General features: G+C 62.0%; 17 protein-coding genes. 9 read left to right on the forward strand and 8 right to left on the reverse strand.

The genetic code is table 11. The features are described 5' to 3' along the window. Positions 1-155: 155 nt before the first annotated feature. From minC to J5274_RS26405, 4 genes are all read left to right on the forward strand, one after another. Positions 156-878, forward strand: a complete 723-nt coding sequence (gene minC / locus J5274_RS26390; protein ID WP_142829321.1) for a septum site-determining protein MinC — start codon at positions 156-158, stop codon at positions 876-878. A gap of 33 nt (positions 879-911) precedes the next feature. Next, the gene (minD, locus tag J5274_RS26395; RefSeq protein WP_111221088.1) at positions 912-1,727 is read left to right on the forward strand and encodes a septum site-determining protein MinD; all 816 of its coding nucleotides are present in this window, start codon (positions 912-914) and stop codon (positions 1,725-1,727) included. Then, on the forward strand, positions 1,724-1,981 hold the full coding sequence (gene minE / locus J5274_RS26400; RefSeq protein WP_111221087.1) for a cell division topological specificity factor MinE: 258 nt from the start codon (positions 1,724-1,726) through the stop codon (positions 1,979-1,981). Before minD ends, minE begins: the two co-directional genes overlap by 4 nt. 76 nt (positions 1,982-2,057) lie before the next feature. Then, positions 2,058-2,447 carry a RidA family protein gene (locus J5274_RS26405; RefSeq protein ID WP_142829322.1) on the forward strand — a complete coding sequence of 130 codons (390 nt, stop codon included), beginning with the start codon at positions 2,058-2,060 and terminating at the stop codon, positions 2,445-2,447. Positions 2,448-2,462: 15 nt separating this feature from the next. Here the strand turns inward: J5274_RS26405 and J5274_RS26410 are convergent, their stop codons facing one another. The 6 genes from J5274_RS26410 to J5274_RS26435 form a co-directional block, all read right to left on the reverse strand. Continuing rightward, the gene (locus J5274_RS26410) at positions 2,463-3,044 is read right to left on the reverse strand and encodes an NAD(P)H-dependent oxidoreductase (RefSeq protein ID WP_142829324.1); all 582 of its coding nucleotides are present in this window, start codon (positions 3,042-3,044) and stop codon (positions 2,463-2,465) included. Then, on the reverse strand, positions 3,044-4,450 hold the full coding sequence (locus tag J5274_RS26415; protein ID WP_142829326.1) for an FAD-binding oxidoreductase: 1,407 nt from the start codon (positions 4,448-4,450) through the stop codon (positions 3,044-3,046). The genes J5274_RS26410 and J5274_RS26415 overlap by 1 nt, the downstream gene beginning before the upstream one ends. Position 4,451: 1 nt before the next feature. Further along, positions 4,452-5,765 (reverse strand): cytosine deaminase, encoded by a 1,314-nt coding sequence (locus J5274_RS26420; protein ID WP_142829328.1) that lies wholly within the window; start codon positions 5,763-5,765, stop codon positions 4,452-4,454. After that, on the reverse strand, positions 5,765-6,610 hold the full coding sequence (locus J5274_RS26425) for an ABC transporter permease (protein WP_142829330.1): 846 nt from the start codon (positions 6,608-6,610) through the stop codon (positions 5,765-5,767). Before J5274_RS26425 ends, J5274_RS26420 begins: the two co-directional genes overlap by 1 nt. Continuing rightward, positions 6,610-7,434, reverse strand: coding sequence for an ABC transporter ATP-binding protein (locus J5274_RS26430; protein WP_142829332.1), 825 nt, complete (start codon positions 7,432-7,434; stop codon positions 6,610-6,612). Before J5274_RS26430 ends, J5274_RS26425 begins: the two co-directional genes overlap by 1 nt. 68 nt (positions 7,435-7,502) lie before the next feature. Beyond that, positions 7,503-8,525 carry an ABC transporter substrate-binding protein gene (locus tag J5274_RS26435; protein WP_219276098.1) on the reverse strand — a complete coding sequence of 341 codons (1,023 nt, stop codon included), beginning with the start codon at positions 8,523-8,525 and terminating at the stop codon, positions 7,503-7,505. Positions 8,526-8,711: 186 nt separating this feature from the next. Between J5274_RS26435 and J5274_RS26440 the strand changes: the two genes are divergently transcribed. Continuing rightward, positions 8,712-9,662 carry a LysR family transcriptional regulator gene (locus J5274_RS26440; protein ID WP_142829336.1) on the forward strand — a complete coding sequence of 317 codons (951 nt, stop codon included), beginning with the start codon at positions 8,712-8,714 and terminating at the stop codon, positions 9,660-9,662. Between the two features lie 3 nt (positions 9,663-9,665). Here the strand turns inward: J5274_RS26440 and J5274_RS26445 are convergent, their stop codons facing one another. Then, positions 9,666-10,463, reverse strand: coding sequence for a creatininase family protein (locus tag J5274_RS26445; RefSeq protein ID WP_142829338.1), 798 nt, complete (start codon positions 10,461-10,463; stop codon positions 9,666-9,668). Between the two features lie 262 nt (positions 10,464-10,725). On the opposite strand from J5274_RS26445, the gene J5274_RS26450 reads away from it, so the two are divergent. Then, complete coding sequence (locus J5274_RS26450; protein WP_224128013.1) at positions 10,726-11,703, forward strand: magnesium transporter CorA family protein; 978 nt, start codon at positions 10,726-10,728, stop codon at positions 11,701-11,703. 41 nt (positions 11,704-11,744) lie between these two features. Here the strand turns inward: J5274_RS26450 and J5274_RS26455 are convergent, their stop codons facing one another. Next, positions 11,745-12,815: a LacI family DNA-binding transcriptional regulator gene (locus J5274_RS26455; protein ID WP_142829339.1), complete on the reverse strand. Its 1,071-nt coding sequence runs from the start codon at positions 12,813-12,815 to the stop codon at positions 11,745-11,747. Positions 12,816-13,036: 221 nt separating this feature from the next. Here J5274_RS26455 and J5274_RS26460 point away from each other — a divergent pair, with 221 nt between their 5' ends. The 3 genes from J5274_RS26460 to J5274_RS26470 all read left to right on the forward strand — a co-directional run bounded on the left by J5274_RS26460 (position 13,037) and on the right by J5274_RS26470 (position 16,655). Beyond that, on the forward strand, positions 13,037-13,870 hold the full coding sequence (locus J5274_RS26460) for an ABC transporter substrate-binding protein (RefSeq protein WP_244615327.1): 834 nt from the start codon (positions 13,037-13,039) through the stop codon (positions 13,868-13,870). 66 nt (positions 13,871-13,936) lie between these two features. Then, positions 13,937-15,469: an amino acid ABC transporter permease/ATP-binding protein gene (locus tag J5274_RS29320; protein ID WP_142829341.1), complete on the forward strand. Its 1,533-nt coding sequence runs from the start codon at positions 13,937-13,939 to the stop codon at positions 15,467-15,469. A gap of 64 nt (positions 15,470-15,533) precedes the next feature. Further along, entirely contained in the window at positions 15,534-16,655 is a 1,122-nt protein-coding gene (locus J5274_RS26470) for an FAD-binding oxidoreductase (protein WP_142829343.1), read from the forward strand. The last annotated feature ends 120 nt before the right edge of the window (positions 16,656-16,775 follow it).

Genomic DNA, 16,775 nt, shown 5'->3' on the forward strand with positions numbered 1-16,775 from the left:
CGCGCCTGAGCGGCTCCCGCTGCTGCTGCCGGGGCGCCCGCAACACACTTGCACCATTGCCGAAAATTTCGTGCCCCGGCGCCGGGCACGGGGATGAAATTAACACTCTGTTAACCAAATCGCCCTTAAACATCGTCAATGAATTCTTAACGCAGATGACCAAATTGCTAACAGATGCTCGCTCGATTCGCATTAAAGGCCGCTCGTTTCTGGCGGTCATGCTATCCCCCGATCTGCCGTTTGACGACTGGCTGATCAGGCTGGACGATCTGGCCGCGCGCTCTGCAGGCTTTTTCCTCGGACGTCCCGTCGTCCTCGACGTGACGGACCTGCCGATAGACCGGGCACAGCTGAAGGCTCTGATTGCCGAACTTTCGAGCCGCAACGTCAGCATCATGGGCATCGAGGGCGGACGTCCCTCGATCCTCGGGCCGGGCATGCCGCCGGCGCTGAAGGGCGGCCGTCCCGTTGCCGACTTCGAGGTTGCCTCGAAGGAGCCGGACGCCGATGCACCCGCCAAGCCGGTAGTGACCGAGCCGCGGCCTGCGACACAATCGCTGGTCATCCGCGAGCCGGTTCGCTCCGGCCAGTCGGTGATCTTTCCGGAAGGCGACGTCACCGTCATCGGCTCGGTCGCCTCTGGCGCCGAGATCGTCGCCGGCGGGTCGGTGCACATCTACGGAACACTCAGAGGCCGCGTCATGGCGGGCTCTGTCGGACACGCCTCTGCGCGCATCTTCTGCCGGAAACTCGAGGCCGAGCTGGTCGCGATCGATGGCGTCTACAAGATGGCGGAGGACCTCGCTCCAGAGCTTCACGGGCAAGCCGTGCAACTCTGGCTCGAGGACGACAGGATCATGGCAGAGAAACTCAATTAAGCCGGATGCCGGCAGGGACATAAGGAGAGCGAGATGGGGAAAGTCGTCGTCGTAACATCGGGCAAGGGCGGAGTTGGCAAGACCACGTCGACTGCAGCTCTGGGGGCAGCCTTGGCGCAGCGCAACGAGAAGGTCGTGGTCGTCGATTTCGACGTCGGCCTCAGAAATCTCGACCTCATCATGGGCGCCGAGCGCCGGGTCGTCTACGATCTCATCAACGTTATCCAGGGCGATGCCAAGCTGACGCAGGCGCTGATCCGCGACAAGCGGCTTGAAAACCTGTTCCTCCTGCCGGCTTCCCAGACCCGCGACAAGGATAACCTGACGGAAGAGGGCGTCGAGCGCGTCATCACCGATCTGAAGCGCCATTTCGACTGGATCATTTGCGACAGCCCGGCCGGCATCGAGCGCGGCGCGACGCTTGCCATGCGCCATGCCGACGTTGCCGTGGTCGTCACCAATCCGGAAGTTTCGTCGGTGCGCGACAGCGACCGCATCATCGGCCTGCTGGATTCCAAGACTGCCAAGGCCGAACGCGGCGAACGGATGGAAAAGCACCTGCTGCTGACCCGCTACGACGCCAACCGCGCCGAGCGCGGCGACATGCTGAAGGTCGAGGACGTGCTGGAAATCCTTTCCATCCCTCTGCTCGGCATCATTCCGGAAAGCATGGACGTGCTGCGCGCCTCGAATGTCGGCGCGCCCGTGACCATCGCCGAAAGCCGCAGTGCCGCTGCCATGGCCTATTTCGACGCCGCCCGCCGTCTTGCCGGCGAAGCCTTGCCAATCGCAATGCCGAGCGACAAGCGCAATATTTTCGACAAGCTTTTCGGTCGGAGAGCAGCATGAACATTTTCAAGCTTTTCAACAGGCAGAGAACCGCTCCTGCCGCCCGCGAACGGCTGCAGCTGCTTCTTGCCCACGAACGGTCGTCATCCGGCTCGGACCTGATCACCCTGCTCAGGGAAGAGATCCTTGCGGTTATCTCCAAGCATGTGCAGCTCGACAACGACAAGGTGCAGGTGAAAATCGAGCGTTCGGAATTCGTCTCGACGCTTGAAATCGACGTCGAATTGCCGCTCAATGCAGCGATTGCTGCGTGATGCAACAGGGGCGTGACCGGCAGCGGTCATGCCCCCCAGCCGTTGTTTTCCGCGCGTAAGATCAGACGGGATCCCGATGGCCGAGACATTCAACCCACCCTCCGTTCGCCGCCCTTTCGGCCATTACAATCACGGCCTGCTGGTGCCACCCGGCGCCTCCTTGCTGGTGACATCCGGCCAGCTGGGCATCGCCGCCGACGATACCATCCCCGACGGCGTCACGGCCCAGGCCGAGCTCTGCTTCCAGGCAATCGCCGCTATCTTATCGGAAGCGGGGATGGATTTTTCTGACGTTATCCGCATCTCAGGCTTCGTCACCCGCCGCGAGGACTTCGCCCCCTACATGGCTGTCCGCGATCGCTACACGCTCGACCCCAAGCCGGTCTCGACGCTGATCATCGTCAGCGGCTTTACGCGCCCGGAATTCCTGGTGGAAGTCGAAGTGACGGCAGCCAAGGTCAACTGACAGGCGCCGCCCTGGCTAGAAGCGCTCCATCGCCGTCTTCACCCTTGCCATGAATGCCGCCCGGGTTTGCTCCGTGCAGTTGTTCATGTCGTAATGGGCCAGAAACGTCACCGGCTTCACCGGATTGATCTGCGCACGCAGCACCCGCTTGACGATTTTCTTCGGCGGGTTGCCGGCGACCAGCGCGCGGAGCGGCGTTGCGCCGTAGGTCAGAACCGCTGCCAGCTTGCGAATGTGCCGAAGCCGCGACTTTACCTGCCCGTCGACGAGCTCGAATGAGACGCCGGGGAGCCAGACGCGGTCGAAATAGCCCTTCAGCATCGCCGGAAAGCCAAAATTCCAGACCGGCGTGACGATAACCAGGCCCTCGGCCTGCCGTAACCGCTGGACATAGGGCTCAACCAGTTCGGTATTCTGCGGGTAGTCGTGGTAGATCAGCCGGTCGTGTCGCGAGAGAACCGGGTCGAATTTCTCCGCATAGAGATCGCAACCGTCGACCGTGTGCCCGGCTGCCTCCAGGCTTGCGACCGTCTGCCGGTAAAGGGCCGCCCCATAGCTCGATTCCACCGGATGCGAATGCAGAACCAGGACCCTCATCACCCCTCCATGACACCAGCAAGCCCCGGAAAGAGATAATTCTTTCCGGCAGTAAAATCGAAATCTGGATTGTCCCAGGCGATCATCTTGCCGGGATTGAGCAAGCCCTTCGGGTCCGTCTCGTGCTTGAAGGCCAGCTGTATCTTGTCGGTGCGCTTCATGCCGCCTTCCTCGAGCGTGTAGCGATGCGGATTGAAGACCGGGCAACCGTGATCCTGGTGGATCTGGATGATCTCCTCCAGCCGCGCCTCCGTCGTGTAGCGCACCAGCGGCAGGCCGGAGCACTGGACCTGGCCGTCGAACCGCATGAATTCGAGATGACCGGGCACCTCGTCGCCGAAGATCGCGGTCATCTCGGCGACCTTCGCGACGTGGTCGGGGCCGGGATACTGGATCTGGAGGTAGGTCAGACCGGGGTCGACCTTCAAAGCGCGCAGCGTAGTGTGGTTCCAGGCCAGCTCATAGGCGTGCGGGATGCCCTTCATGCTTTCGACCGTGTCGGAGCGGAAGATCACCTCGGCCTTCTGCGACGCTGCGAAGGCGAGGAAGGCATCCATCGAATGAGGCGCGATCATAAGCACCACGACGGACTGGCCCTCGCGGATGTAGGGCTTGTGGCGGGTGAAGTAGTCGTAAGGGATAGGCGCTGCGATCGGGGCGATTTCCTTGACAAGGATGCCGTTGCATTTCGCCAGCGCATCCGAAAAGCGCACCGACGCCATGAAGTCGTCGTAGCCGACCAGCACGTCGATCCAGTCGTAGGCCGGCGCCAGCGGCATTTCGATCTCGGTGATGATGCCGTTGGTGCCGTAGGCATGACTGACCTTCTGCAGGTCCCAGCCGGTGAGGTCGAGGACGCGGGGTTCGGCCTCCATCGTCACGACCCGCAGCCGCAGTATGTTGCCGATATCGCGAAGACCGCCCCAGGTAATCGAGCCGACGCCGCCGGAGCCGCCGGCGATGAAGCCGCCAATGGTAGCCGTCTGCTTGGTCGAGGGATGGAAGCGTAGCTCCTGGCCGGAATGGGCCTTGGTCTGCTTGTCGAGATCGGCAATGACGATGCCGGGCTCGCAGATGACACGGCCGGGGTGGATTTCCTTGATCTTGTCCATGCCGGCGAGATTGAGGACGATACCGCCGGAAAGCGGCATGGCCTGTCCGTAGTTGCCGGTGCCGGCACCGCGCGGCGTGACCGGCACGCCATGGGCGAAGGCCACTTTCAGGGTCCGGATGACCTCCGCCTCGGTCTTCGGCGTCACCACCAGATCGGCGGTTACATTGTCGAGTTGCGCCTTGAGGATCGGCGAATACCAGAAGAAATCTCGGCTTTTCTGGCGCACCAGCGCCGGATTGTCCTCGACCGCGATGCCCTCGAGTTCCTGTTTGATCAGTTGATAATCCGGCATGTCAGGCTCCAACGACGCTATCGAGTTCACGGTAATCGGGCAGGTTACGATCGATCATCTTGCCACGCCTGAGCACGACGCGATCGGATTGCGGCCTCGACAGAAATTCGCTCCAGCGACGGGCACTGAAGAGGACGAGATCGGCCGGCGCGCCGACGGCGATAAGCGCCATATCCGGCCGTCCGACAATGGCGGCAGCCGATGTCGTGACGACGCGGGCGGCCGTGTCCAGGGGGTGGTCGAGATGGAGGATCCGCACCGCCTCGCGGAACACCTCGACAGGATCGAGATCGCCGTATGCATAGAAGGGATCGCGGGTGTTGTCGGAGGCAACGGCTGTAGCGACGCCCGCCGCCGCCAATTCCTTGAACAGCGTTACGCCGCGCCAGCGGGGCGTGCGGTCCGGGTAGCGGTCCTGCAGGTACATGTTGCACATCGGCAGCGAGATGACCGACAGTCCGGCCTCTGCCACCAGCCCGACCGTGCGGCGTGCGGTCTCCTCGTCCTGGCGGGCCAGCGAGCAGCAATGGCCGGCCGTCACCTTGCCGGTAAAACGGTTGCGCAGGACGGCTTCGGCAACGGCCTTCAGGGTCTCGGCGGCGGGATCGTCGGTCTCGTCGATATGCAGGTCGACATCGAGCTCGTTTTCGGCTGCGGCCCGAAACAGTGTGTCGAGTTGCCAGGTGAGATCGGCGCTCATCTGCGGGACGCCGCCGAGCAGGCCGCGCTTTTCCCGCACAACGGAAACGAGGTCGGCGAAATAGGCAGCATCGGCCATCGCATCCATCGGGAAGAGGGCGACGGCCTGCAGCGCGATCTTGTCCTTCCAGGCATCGCGTACCTCGTCGAAGACATCGAAGGAGATCCGGTGCTGCGGGCTCAGCGAATCCAGATGGGTGCGGATCAGGCTGGTGCCGTGGGCATAGGCCGAGCGCAGGGAGAACTCCATCCGCTTCCGGACATCGTCCGAGGACCAGTGGGCCTCCCGATCGGTGCGTACTGCATCAAGCGCACCGGCAAAGGTGCCGTCCGGATTGGCGTGGCGGGCGGAGATATGGCCCTTGTCGAGATGGGTGTGGATATCGGCAAAGCACGGCCAGACCATGCCGTCCTTCAGGTCGGATCGGGCAAGCTCGATGGGTGCCGTCCCCGGCGGCAGGATCGCTTCGATCAGGCCGTCGTTGATGACGATATCGGCCTTCACGAGGCCCTCGTCGGACGCCGCGGCAAAATCCTCGACGGCAACTGCCGGCAATGTCGCATGACTGAGCACGAAGCGTCCGGCATTGGGAGGAGACAAAAAGGATGTCGACATCAGTTTTCTCGCTTCAGGCTGCTCTCATGCCATCGGTGCAGGCTCACCCAGGAAATGAAAGAGGTAATCGCAAAGATCGCCACGCCGAGCATCGACAGCATCAGCAGGGCGGCGAACAGGCGGGGGATATTCATGCGGTATTGCGCCTCGAGCAGCCGGAACGCGAGGCCCGAGCCGGCCCCGGCCGAGCCGGCGGCAAATTCGGCGACCACCGCCGCGATCAGCGCCAGCCCGCCACCGATGCGCAGGCCGGTCATGAAATAGGGCTGGGCTGCTGGAAGCTTCAGATACAGCAGCGTCTGCCAGCGTGAGGCGCCATAGAGTTCGTAGAGATTGATCAGGTTGTGGTCGACGCTTTTCAGCCCCTGCACCATGTTGGACAGGATCGGGAAGAAGGCGACGAGGAAGGCGCAGATCAACAATGCTGCCTGCGTCGAGGGCGCGTAGATCAGGATCAGCGGCGAGATCGCCACGACAGGCGTCACCTGCAGGATGACTGCGAGTGGATAGAAGGCGAGCTCGATCCAGCGCGACTGGACGAGGAAGATCGCGAAACCACCGCCGCCGATCAGCGCCAGCAGCAGCGAGATCAGTGTGATCTTCGTCGTCACCCAGAGGGCGGGCGCAAGCGTACCCCAGTCGGAAACGAAGGCATTGGCAACAGCGACAGGACCCGGAAGGATATAGGGCGGAATGCCGGACAGCCGGACATAGGTATGCCAGATCAGCACCAGTACGGCGATGACGGCAATCGGCACTGCAATGCGCAAGGCGAGATCGCGTCGGCCGGTATTGGTGGTCTGCTGGCCTTCCGGCAACGGGTGTGTTTTGGGCTCGTTGCTCATCACGCCTCCTCTGCCGTGTTGATGGCTGCGATCAGCGACCGGGAGACGGTCTCACAGGCCCGCCGATACTCTTCCGACGTGCGATAATGGGCGTCGCGCTCGAGACTGGTGACCAGCGGAATATCGGCATGGACGCGTCCGGGCCGCGACTTCATGACGACGATGCGATTGGAAAGGTAGGCGGATTCGAACACCGAATGGGTGACGAAGATCACCGTGATGCCCGTCGTCTTCCAGAGCCGCAGCACATCGTCGTTGAGCTTCTGGCGGCTGATCTCGTCGAGGGCTGCAAAGGGCTCGTCCATCAGCAGGAGCTTCGGCTTGGTCACCAGCGCCCGGGCAATCGAGACACGCATCTTCATGCCGCCGGACAATTCGCGCGGATAGGCATCGACGAAGTCGGCAAGGCCGACTGTCTCGAGCGCTTCCATGATCGGGCCGCGGGCCGCAGCTTTCGACACGCCGCGCAGCCGGAGGGGCAGGTAGACATTGCCGAACGCCGTCTTCCAGGGCATCAGCGTCGGCTCCTGAAACACGAAGCCGATATCGCCTTCCGGCAGGCCCCGGGCATTGATGCGTGAGCTCGGCCAGTCGATGCTGCCGCTCGTGGTGCCGCCAAGGCCTGCAATGATCCGCAGCGCTGTCGACTTGCCGCAACCGGACGGGCCAAGCAGGCTGACAAACTCGCCGCTTTCCACCGTCAGCGACATGTCGGACAACGCGACGGTGCCGCTGGAAAACACCTTGGACACCGACTGCATCACGACCAGCGGACGCTTGCGCGCTTCCGTCGATCGGGACGCCTGGGTTTCGGCTAGGGACATGGACTGGCTCTTCCTGAAGGCAGTTGCGGTTCGCAGCCTCGCGGTCGCGAACCTCGCGCGCGCGGCGTTTATTTCTTGAGCGCCATGCCGACGCCCTTGCAGACGAATTTCGTCGTAAAGGCCTTGGTGTAGTCGGTATCGGCCTTGACGACCTTGATGCCGACCATCTCCTCAAAGAACTTCTTGTAATGGGCATCCGTCATGCAGCCGATGCCCTTGTCGAGGGCCTCGCCGGATTCGGCGATCCCGTATTCCTTCATCTTGGCGATCGAATAGGCGATCTGTCCGTCCGTCATGTCAGGATTGTCGGCCTTGATCAGGGCGTTCGCCTTGCTGTTGTCGCCGTACAGATAGTTGTACCAGCCCTCGATCGAGGCGTCGACGAAGCGCTGGACGACATCCGGCTTGCTGTCGACCATCTTCTGCGAGGTGGTGATCATCGTCGAATAGGGCGAATATCCGTTGTCGGCGAGCAGGAAGACTTTCGGTGCGACGCCGGTCTGCTTCTCGATTTCGTAGGGCTCAGACGTCAGGTATCCCTGCTGGGCCGATTGCTTGTCGGCAAGGAACGGACCGGCATTGAAGGTATATGGCTTGTACTGCTCGTCGGCAAAACCTTTGAAGTTCGACTTCATCCACTCGAAATAGGTGAGGTAGCCGTCCTTGCTCATGAAAATAGTGTGTAGCTTGGCCAGATCCTCGAACTTCTCGACACCGGCATCGGCATCGGCATGGGCGAGCAGCACCTGCGGATCCTTCTGGAAGATGGCGGCAACGTCGAGGATCGGAACTCCCTGTTCGACCGCCGAAAGCTCCTGCTGCGGGCCACCCATGTAGAAGTCGATCTTTCCGGCAATGAGCAAAGCGCTGTTGGCAGCGTTCGGGCCGCCCTGGACGATTTTGACGTCAAGGCCGTGCTTGGCGTAGGTGCCGTCGGCGACGGCCTGGTAAAAACCGCCATGCTCGGCCTGGGCCAGCCAGTTGGTACCGTAGGTCACCTGATCCAGCGCGTAGGCGGGCGCGGTCAGTGCGCCGACGAGGCCGAAGCCAAGGGCTGCGGAAAAGGCAATGGTGTTCATGAGCTTCGACATGGCAGGCGTTCCCCATTTTTGTGGCCACCAGTCGCCTTGGAAGACGCCGGATTTTCTGCATTTGAGCGGTTGCCTTGCGCTTTGAAAAGCATCAAAATTCGTGCGCAACGATGCCTTTTTGGCATCTCAAGACGCGCCTGTACCGAAATTGTGCGCGCTGCTTAAAATTAACGCAAAGAGGCGCCCGTGCTGCATTCCAGGAAGCTTCTCTACATGAACGAAATCGCCCGCTGCGGCTCGATCCGCAAGGCGGCGGCGCGGCTGAACGTGGCTTCGTCGGCGATCAACCGGCAGATCCTGGCGCTGGAGGAAGAAATGGGCGCGCCGCTTTTCGAGCGCCTGCCGCGCGGCCTGCGCCTGACGGCCGCCGGTGAACTCTGCATCGAGCATATCCGCGAGGTCTTGAAGACCTACGAGCGGCTGGAGGGGCGGATCCGCAGCCTGAAGACGCAGCAGGCCGGCAAGATCCGGCTGGTGACCACGGTCGGTCTCGCCTCCGGGCCGCTGCCTGAAATCATCGCCCGGTTCCAACTCAAGCACCCGCGCGTATACCTGCAACTGCGCAACGACGCAGGCACGACGACGGTCAACCCGGTGCTGACCGGCGAGGTCGACATCGGCCTCGGCTTCAACATTCCGGCAACGCCGGGCATCCGGACGCTGGCCAATTTCGACATCCCGATCGGGGTCGTCTTTCCGCCCGGCCACAGGCTGCTAGCGCCGGGGCCGATCAACCTTGCCGACGTCGTGCAGGAGCGCCTGATCCTGGCACAGCCGGGAACGAGCCTGCGTGATGCCATCGACCTCATGCTGGCGCGTCTCGACGTGCATGTCGAACCGGTCCTCGAAACCAACGCGTCCGAGATGCTGAAGAAGCTGGTGAAATGCGGGGCGGGGCTGACGATGCTCAATCCGCTCGACGTCATCACCGAATGCCGCTCTGGCGAACTGGTGTTCCGGCCCATCGCCGAGCCGCATACCCGCCATCAGCCGATGAAGCTGTTTGCCCGGGCCCGCGCGCCGCTCGACGCCACGACCAGCCTGTTCGTCGAATATCTGCTCGCCGAACTCGCCGGGCTCGTCACCGAGTTGCAGGCCAAGGGCCACATCGCCCCAGACCGCCCGGCAGCCGCCTGAAAATTACCGAGAGTAGAGGTTAGAAAGCGGGTAGGCCTTGAGATCGTATAGCATCTCGACGAAACCCTTGACCTGATGTCGGCAGATTGCCGCTCCCTTCTCGGCGGTGCCGAGCGATGCGTCGCCGACGACACCGTTGGGGTTGAGATCGTGGGCGATCCAGGCCAACGAGTGCGGCGGCAGCGGTTGGATATATTGGGATTGTTCGCGCATCCATTCGGCTTTCGAGACGAAATTCTGCGCCTTGTCCATCCGCACCAGGTCGGGGCGGAAATGTAGCATCAGCGATGTCTCGACTTCACCGCCGTGAATACCGTAACGGGACTCGTGATCGCTGATCAGACCCTCGGGATTGCCGAACCGGCCCCATTGCGTCGACATGACCGCCATCTGGTAGCGGACGCGCAGTTCGCGGGCGACGATGCTCATGATGTCGACATTGCCCCCATGGGAATTGACGATCACCATCTTGCGCAGGCCAGCTTCCGCCACCTTGGCACCGATCGCCGTCCACACCGGGATCAGCAGTTCGGCACCCAGCGACAACGTGCCGGGACCGTAGACATGCTCGTTGGCCTTGCCGATTTCCTGAGTTGGAAGCACCAGAATATCGAGATCGTCCTGCCGCTGGGCGCGCAATTCGGCCAGCATGCCATTGGCTATCGCCACATCCGTCGCCACGGGCAGGTGCGGGCCGTGCTGCTCGGTGGACGCGATCGGCAGGATAGCGATGGTCGTGTCTGGCGACAGCCCGGCAAAATCGTAGGTATTCAGCTCGTTCCAGTAAAATGGCGTCGGCATCGACCCGTCCCTCGTTGTCTGTGGGGTATGGGTTACGGAAATCGACCGGGCACGAAAAGCATCAATTTGTGGCCGTGCTGCTGCCTTTTTGAGGACGATGACACCTAGCGCCGCCGCATGCCCGCATGCAGCTGGAAAAAGTAAAGCCCGATGCCGGGAACGAGAACTATTGTTCCGCGTAATCATGGTGATATCAGTTTGGCCACCTAAGGCTCCGCCGAAACAACTTGCCTAAGCCTTTTTGACCCCCGGGAGTGCAGCCTTGCTCACCATCCACCGCGATACCACCCCCTCCGTGCGCCAGGCCAACACCGGCGTTGACCTCCCAGACAAGGTCATCTGGATGGACCTCATGGATCCGACGGCGGAGGAAATTGCATTCGTCGAGGCCGGAGCCCATATCAAGGTCCCGTCGCGGGATGCCCTGAGCGAGATCGAGGCATCAAGCAGGCTCTCGAGGCAGGGCGACCACCTCTATCTCAGCACTCCGGTCATCGGCCACGCGACGCTGGACGATGCTGAACTGTCGCCGGCCGGCTTCGTGCTCGGCAAAGACATTCTCGTCACCATCCGCTACGCATCGCTGCCGACGTTCGACGCAGTTGTGGAGCGGATGAACAAGGATGGCACTATCGCCAGCAGCGTGGGGGTATTCACCTCGCTGCTGGAAGCCATAGTAGACCGTGGCGCCGACGCACTCGAGCATCTCGGGGCCGCCATCGACGAAGTCTCAAGATCGATTTTTCGTGGCCAGATTTCGGGTCTCAAAGACCCTAGCAAGGCGACCGCAACGCTGCACCGGACGCTGTCAAGGATCGGCGGCCTTGGCGACCGCCTGTCGAAGGCGCGGGACGTGCTTCTCGGCGTCGGGCGTATTGCATCATTTAGCGGCGACGTTGCCCACGAATGGCTGGCGCCGGAATTCCGCGACAGGCTGGCCGCGGTCTGCAAGGACGTCGTGTCGCTCAGCGACTACGAGACGCACCTCTCCGACAAGATCCAGTTTCTGCTCGACGCCGTGCTCGGCTATATCAACATCGAGCAGAATGAAATCTTCAAGGTGCTGACCATAGCCTCAGTCGTCGGCGTGCCTCCAACCCTGCTCGCGGGTATCTGGGGCATGAATTTCAAGTCGATGCCGGAGCTCTCGTGGACATGGGGCTATCCGATATCGCTGGCACTGATCGCCCTCAGCGCCATCCTGCCACTCGTCTGGTTCCGCCGGAAGGGCTGGTTCTGACGCGGCCAGGGTGTGGACACCGTGACCGCTCTTCGCAGACCTCAACCCGCCTTCGCCGGACCGACCGAGCCGCGTTCGATGATCGACGTCGGCAGGACGATCCGTTGCGGCGCATGCGTCTCTCCCTTCAGCCGGCGGATCAGCAACTCTGCAACCGCCTTGCCCATTTCATAGACGGGTTGATCCACCGCCGTGATCGGCGGCGTCGTGACACTCGTCCAATCGGCATCGTGGAAGGTGACCAGCGACACGTCCTGCGGCACGCTGAGGCCGAGATCGCGAATGGCCTTGTAGATCTCCAGGCCGATGATGCTGTCGGAGGCGATGATCGCGGTGGGGCGATCCGGCTTCGCCATGATATTTGCCACGATCGATGCCGTGCGGGCTTTCTTGGCGCCGAACATGAGATAGCGTTCCGGATCCGGGATATTGGCTTCCGCACAGACTGCGAGCAGGCCGGCAATGCGCTCGCGCACGGTTGACGTCGGTATGTGGTTGAAGTTCCAGTCCGGGCCTGCCTCCGCCTCGGCCGCCGTGAAATAGGCGATCCTGCGGTGGCCTGCGGCCACCAGCAGCCGCGCCACCCGGCTGGCGGCATCCCTGTCATCGACGGTCACGGTGTCGACGTTGAAATCCTGCAGGGGGCGGTCGAGCAATGCCAGGGGACGGCCGGAGCGGTCGATGTCCCTGAGATGGGCGATCTCCCGGCTATCCGATGGCGAGACGATCAGTCCATCGACCCGCTTGCCGATCAGCACCCGGACTGCGGCCTTCTCGGCCTCGAGTTCTTCACCGGAATTGGCGAGGATGACGTTGAAACCGGACGCCCGTGCAACATCGCTGATGCCGCGCACCGCAAGGCTGAAGAAAGGATTTTCGATATCGCCGACGACCACGCCCAGCAGGCCGGACTTTCCGGTCGTCATGCTCCGGGCCAGTTCGTTCGGCCGGTAATCGAGCGCCTTGGCCGCAGTCATGACGTCCGCATGGACCTTGTCGCTGACGACGCCATAGCCGCCGAGCACGCGGGCCGCCGTCGCCTTCGAGACATTGGCCGCCCGGGCCACATCCGCAACCGTCACGGCGCGGGTTTTCACGGATATTTTTTTCATCCCGGCAACGACTACAAGAGATGTTGACGAACCGTCAATCCGAATATACCAATTATCAATGAGACCGGTCTCACTAACGTAGAAACCGGTCTCATCCGCATAAAAGTGAGTTTTCGGGTAACAAGAACCATGCAGCTGAACGTCGGCGCGAGCCTTCCGACGGTGCCAAATGGCGTGCCCGTTCGACCCAAAAAACAAGTTCAGAGGAGAACGACATGCGCATGATGGGAATAATCAGATTTGTGAAGCCGGCAGCTCTATCGGCCGCGCTGGTTTTTGCAGCGGCTTTGGCAGCCGTCGGCACGAGCCCCGGGGCCTTTGCCGCAGACGACAACAAATACGGCCTGATCGACGCCAAGCAGATCAGCGTCGGGACGATGGGCGATGCCAAGCCTTACGTCTTCACCACAGCAGACGGCCAGTTCACCGGTTTCGATATCGAGCTTTTCCTCGATGTCGCCAAGCGCATGGGCTTCACCAAGGAGCAGGTTATCTTCACCGGCCAGGACTTTTCGGCGCTGATACCCTCGGTCGCCAACGGTCGATTCGACGTCGCGGTTGCCGCCATCGGCACCACCGCCAAGCGCAAGGAAACCGTCGATTTCTCCGATGGCTACCTTGCCGGCTACCTCTCCGTGCTGACCGCCGACAAGGCGATTACCGGCGCGGAAGGCCTGAAGGGCAAGCGGCTCGGCGTAGTCCAGGGGACGCTGCAGGAAATCTATGCCGCGAAGACTTTCACCAGCACAGATCTGGTGAAGTTTCCCGACAACAACTCTGCGGTTTCCGCCCTGAACAACGGTACTGTCGACGCGCATTTCCTCGATTACGAAGCCGCCAAGCAGTATTCAGAGCGTTATCCAGCGCTAAAGATCGCGGTCAATATCCCGTCCTTCGATGCACCTGCCGGCTTCGTCATCAAAAAGGGCAACGATGCCTTCCGTGAAGCACTGAACACCGGCCTCCACGCCGCGATGCAGGACGGCACCTGGAAGAAACTTTACGAAAAATGGTTCCCGGGTTCGCCGATGCCAGCCGACTATCTCCCGAAATAACGACGCCTGGCCGGCTGCCGGCAATAACCAGGCAGCCGGCACACCATCGATAGCAAGGGGATAGGAATGGACTGGCTTGAGAATTTGCGTCGCAGCTTCCTCGACTGGAATGCGATGCTCGAGGTCCTGCCGGCGATGATCACCGTCGGACTGAAGAATACGCTGATCCTCGCTTCCACGTCGACAGTACTGGGTGTGGTCATCGGCATGATACTGGCCGTCATGGGTATCTCGCAGTCGCGCTGGCTGCGAATTCCGGCACGGCTCTATACCGACATCTTCCGCGGCCTGCCGGCGATCGTCACGATCCTGCTGATTGGTCAGGGCTTTGCGCGCATCGGCCGCGAACTTTTCGGTCCGTCTCCTTTTCCACTCGGCATTCTTGCTCTCAGCCTGATTGCCGGTGCCTATATCGGGGAGATCTTCCGCGCCGGCATCCAGAGCGTGGAGCGCGGGCAATTGGAAGCCTGTCGGGCGCTCAGCATGAGCTACGGGCAGGGCATGCGGCTAATCATCATTCCGCAGGGAATACGGCGGGTGCTGCCGGCGCTGGTCAACCAGTTCATCGGCAACGTCAAGGATTCGAGCCTCGTCTACTTCCTCGGGCTGCTGGCTTCCGAACGCGAGATCTTCCGCGTCGGCCAGGATCAGGCCGTCGTCACCGGCAACCTGTCGCCGCTGCTTCTGGCCGGCGTCTTCTATCTCGTCATCACCGTGCCGCTGACCCATGTGGTCAACGCCATCGACACCAATCTCAGGCTCGGCAAGCACAAGGGCGGCGAGCCGACCAGCGGGCTCGCCGAAGTCAGCGAACTGGCGAGCGTGGTGGATACGGGCTCCGGCAGTCCTATACCACCAAACGGCCCGAAATTCCGGGGCGGCAGCCTTGAAGTCAGCAATTTGTCGATGGCCTACGGTAATCTCGAGGTCCTCAAAGGCGTCGACCTCACGGTCAAGCCGGGCACGGTGACCTGCATCATCGGTCCGTCCGGCTCGGGCAAATCGACGTTGCTGCGGTGCCTGAACCGCCTGGTCGAGCCGAAGGGAGGCGATGTGCTTCTGGATGGCGCCAGCATCCTGACGATGAAGCCGGAGAAGCTGCGCCGTCGGGTCGGCATGGTGTTCCAGCATTTCAACCTCTTCCCCGACCACACCGCCCTCGAAAACGTTATGCTGTCGCTGACCAAGATAAAGGGCATGGGCAAGCGCGAGGCGGAGGCGATTGCCGAGGCCCGGCTGGCGGATGTCGGACTTGCGGCCCGCAAGCACCACCGTCCGGGCGGCCTTTCCGGCGGCCAGCAGCAGCGCGTGGCGATTGCCCGGGCGCTGGCCATGGATCCGGAGGTGATCCTGTTCGACGAGGTCACCAGCGCACTCGACCCGGAACTGGTGAAGGGCGTCCTCAACCTGATGGCCGATCTCGGCAAGCGCGGCATGACCATGGTCGTCGTCACCCACGAAATGGGTTTTGCCCGCAAGGTCGCCGACCAGGTCATCTTCATGGACGAGGGAAGGGTGATCGAGGCGGGCACGCCATCTCAGATCTTCGACACCCCAAGCAGTCCTCGTCTCAGACACTTTCTCGCCGAGGTGCTTTAGCGCAAGAACCCCGGTGCCGTTCAACCACCACACCGCCAGCATCAACTACAAAGGTTATCCCAGAATGTCAGTCTCATCCGCCAAGAAGGTCATCGTTGTCGGCGCCGGTATTTTCGGCGTGGCATCCGCCGTCAATCTCGCCCGCCTGGGCGTCCAGACGACGCTGGTCAATGACGGTCCGCCTGCCAACGGCGCATCCGGCCGTTCGCTGTCATGGCTCAACTCGTCCCGGAAGCGCTCCGAGGCCTATCACCGGCTGCGCATGGTTGGCATCGACCGTCACCGGACGCTTGCGGCCAAATATCCCCAGGCTTCATGGCTGCGCTTCGACGGCGGGCTGACCTGGGATGCCGACGACGCATCCAACGAAATCCGCGAGGCCTTCGCGTTCGAGCGACAGATCGGCTACGATGCCAAGCTGCTATCGGCCGACGACATAGCCGATGCGACGCCCGGCGTCGATGCGCGTCCGGTCACGCCGCAGGGGGCCATCCTCAATCCCGGCGAAGGCTGGGTCGATCTGCCGAGCCTGATCGAAGTTCTGCTGGCGGAGTTCGCAGCCCTCGGCGGCACCGTCGTCACCGATGCCGGGAAAGTCACGCCCCGCAAAACCGGTGGCCGCGTCGATGGCGTCACGACCTCGAGCGGCCGTGAATTCGATGCCGATACCGTGTTGCTCGCCACCGGACCGGCCGTCCCGCGCATGGCAGCCGAGCTTGGACAGACCATCGCCGATGGCACGCCGGTTTCGCTGCTGGTGAAGACCAAGCCTGTCGACCTGCCGCTGAAAGCAGTCCTCAACACCCCGCGCGTCGCCGTCCGCCAGACACCGACCGGCGCCCTGGTGCTGGATTCCGGTTGGTCGGAAGAGGAAGTGATCGTCAAGGCCGATGGCAGCTACGAGGTCAAGGATTCGACGGTTCAGGGCCTTCTCGACGAGGCATCCCTTGTTCTCGAGGGCAATCCGAAGCTCGAACTCGATAGCTACGGCGTCGGCCCGAAGCCTATCCCGGGCGACGGAGAGCCGGTTTTCGGGGCGCTGACGAAGGTACCGGGCTGTTATGTCGCCTTCAGCCACAGCGGCGCGACGCTTGGGCTGATCGCCGGTGAATTGATTGCGGACGAGATTGCCACTGGCAATCTGCATCCGTTGCTGGCCGAATTCCGTCCGGAGCGGTTTTCCTGATCATCTCCCGGATATTTTTCGTGCGTTATACGAACAAATCTCGATTAACGCACTAATATCTTGCTGCCCAGCCCTTGCGCCGGTATTCCAGACGATGACCGCAGATAGATTTCGGTCATA

The sequence above is a fragment of the Rhizobium sp. L51/94 genome, assembly GCF_019355555.1.
GTDB classification, from domain to species: Bacteria; Pseudomonadota; Alphaproteobacteria; order Rhizobiales; family Rhizobiaceae; genus Rhizobium; species Rhizobium rhododendri.

Excerpts from the sequence above, each read along its gene's own strand:
- minC (WP_142829321.1), top strand. The coding sequence starts at position 156 with ATGACCAAATTGCTAACAGATGCTCGCTCGATTCGCATTAAAGGCCGC.
- minD (WP_111221088.1), top strand. The coding sequence starts at position 912 with ATGGGGAAAGTCGTCGTCGTAACATCGGGCAAGGGCGGAGTTGGCAAG.
- minE (WP_111221087.1), top strand. The coding sequence starts at position 1,724 with ATGAACATTTTCAAGCTTTTCAACAGGCAGAGAACCGCTCCTGCCGCC.
- J5274_RS26405 (WP_142829322.1), top strand. The coding sequence starts at position 2,058 with ATGGCCGAGACATTCAACCCACCCTCCGTTCGCCGCCCTTTCGGCCAT.
- J5274_RS26410 (WP_142829324.1), bottom strand. The coding sequence starts at position 3,044 with ATGAGGGTCCTGGTTCTGCATTCGCATCCGGTGGAATCGAGCTATGGG.
- J5274_RS26415 (WP_142829326.1), bottom strand. The coding sequence starts at position 4,450 with ATGCCGGATTATCAACTGATCAAACAGGAACTCGAGGGCATCGCGGTC.
- J5274_RS26420 (WP_142829328.1), bottom strand. The coding sequence starts at position 5,765 with ATGTCGACATCCTTTTTGTCTCCTCCCAATGCCGGACGCTTCGTGCTC.
- J5274_RS26425 (WP_142829330.1), bottom strand. The coding sequence starts at position 6,610 with ATGAGCAACGAGCCCAAAACACACCCGTTGCCGGAAGGCCAGCAGACC.
- J5274_RS26430 (WP_142829332.1), bottom strand. The coding sequence starts at position 7,434 with ATGTCCCTAGCCGAAACCCAGGCGTCCCGATCGACGGAAGCGCGCAAG.
- J5274_RS26435 (WP_219276098.1), bottom strand. The coding sequence starts at position 8,525 with ATGTCGAAGCTCATGAACACCATTGCCTTTTCCGCAGCCCTTGGCTTC.
- J5274_RS26445 (WP_142829338.1), bottom strand. The coding sequence starts at position 10,463 with ATGCCGACGCCATTTTACTGGAACGAGCTGAATACCTACGATTTTGCC.
- J5274_RS26455 (WP_142829339.1), bottom strand. The coding sequence starts at position 12,815 with ATGAAAAAAATATCCGTGAAAACCCGCGCCGTGACGGTTGCGGATGTG.
- J5274_RS26460 (WP_244615327.1), top strand. The coding sequence starts at position 13,037 with ATGATGGGAATAATCAGATTTGTGAAGCCGGCAGCTCTATCGGCCGCG.
- J5274_RS29320 (WP_142829341.1), top strand. The coding sequence starts at position 13,937 with ATGGACTGGCTTGAGAATTTGCGTCGCAGCTTCCTCGACTGGAATGCG.
- J5274_RS26470 (WP_142829343.1), top strand. The coding sequence starts at position 15,534 with ATGTCAGTCTCATCCGCCAAGAAGGTCATCGTTGTCGGCGCCGGTATT.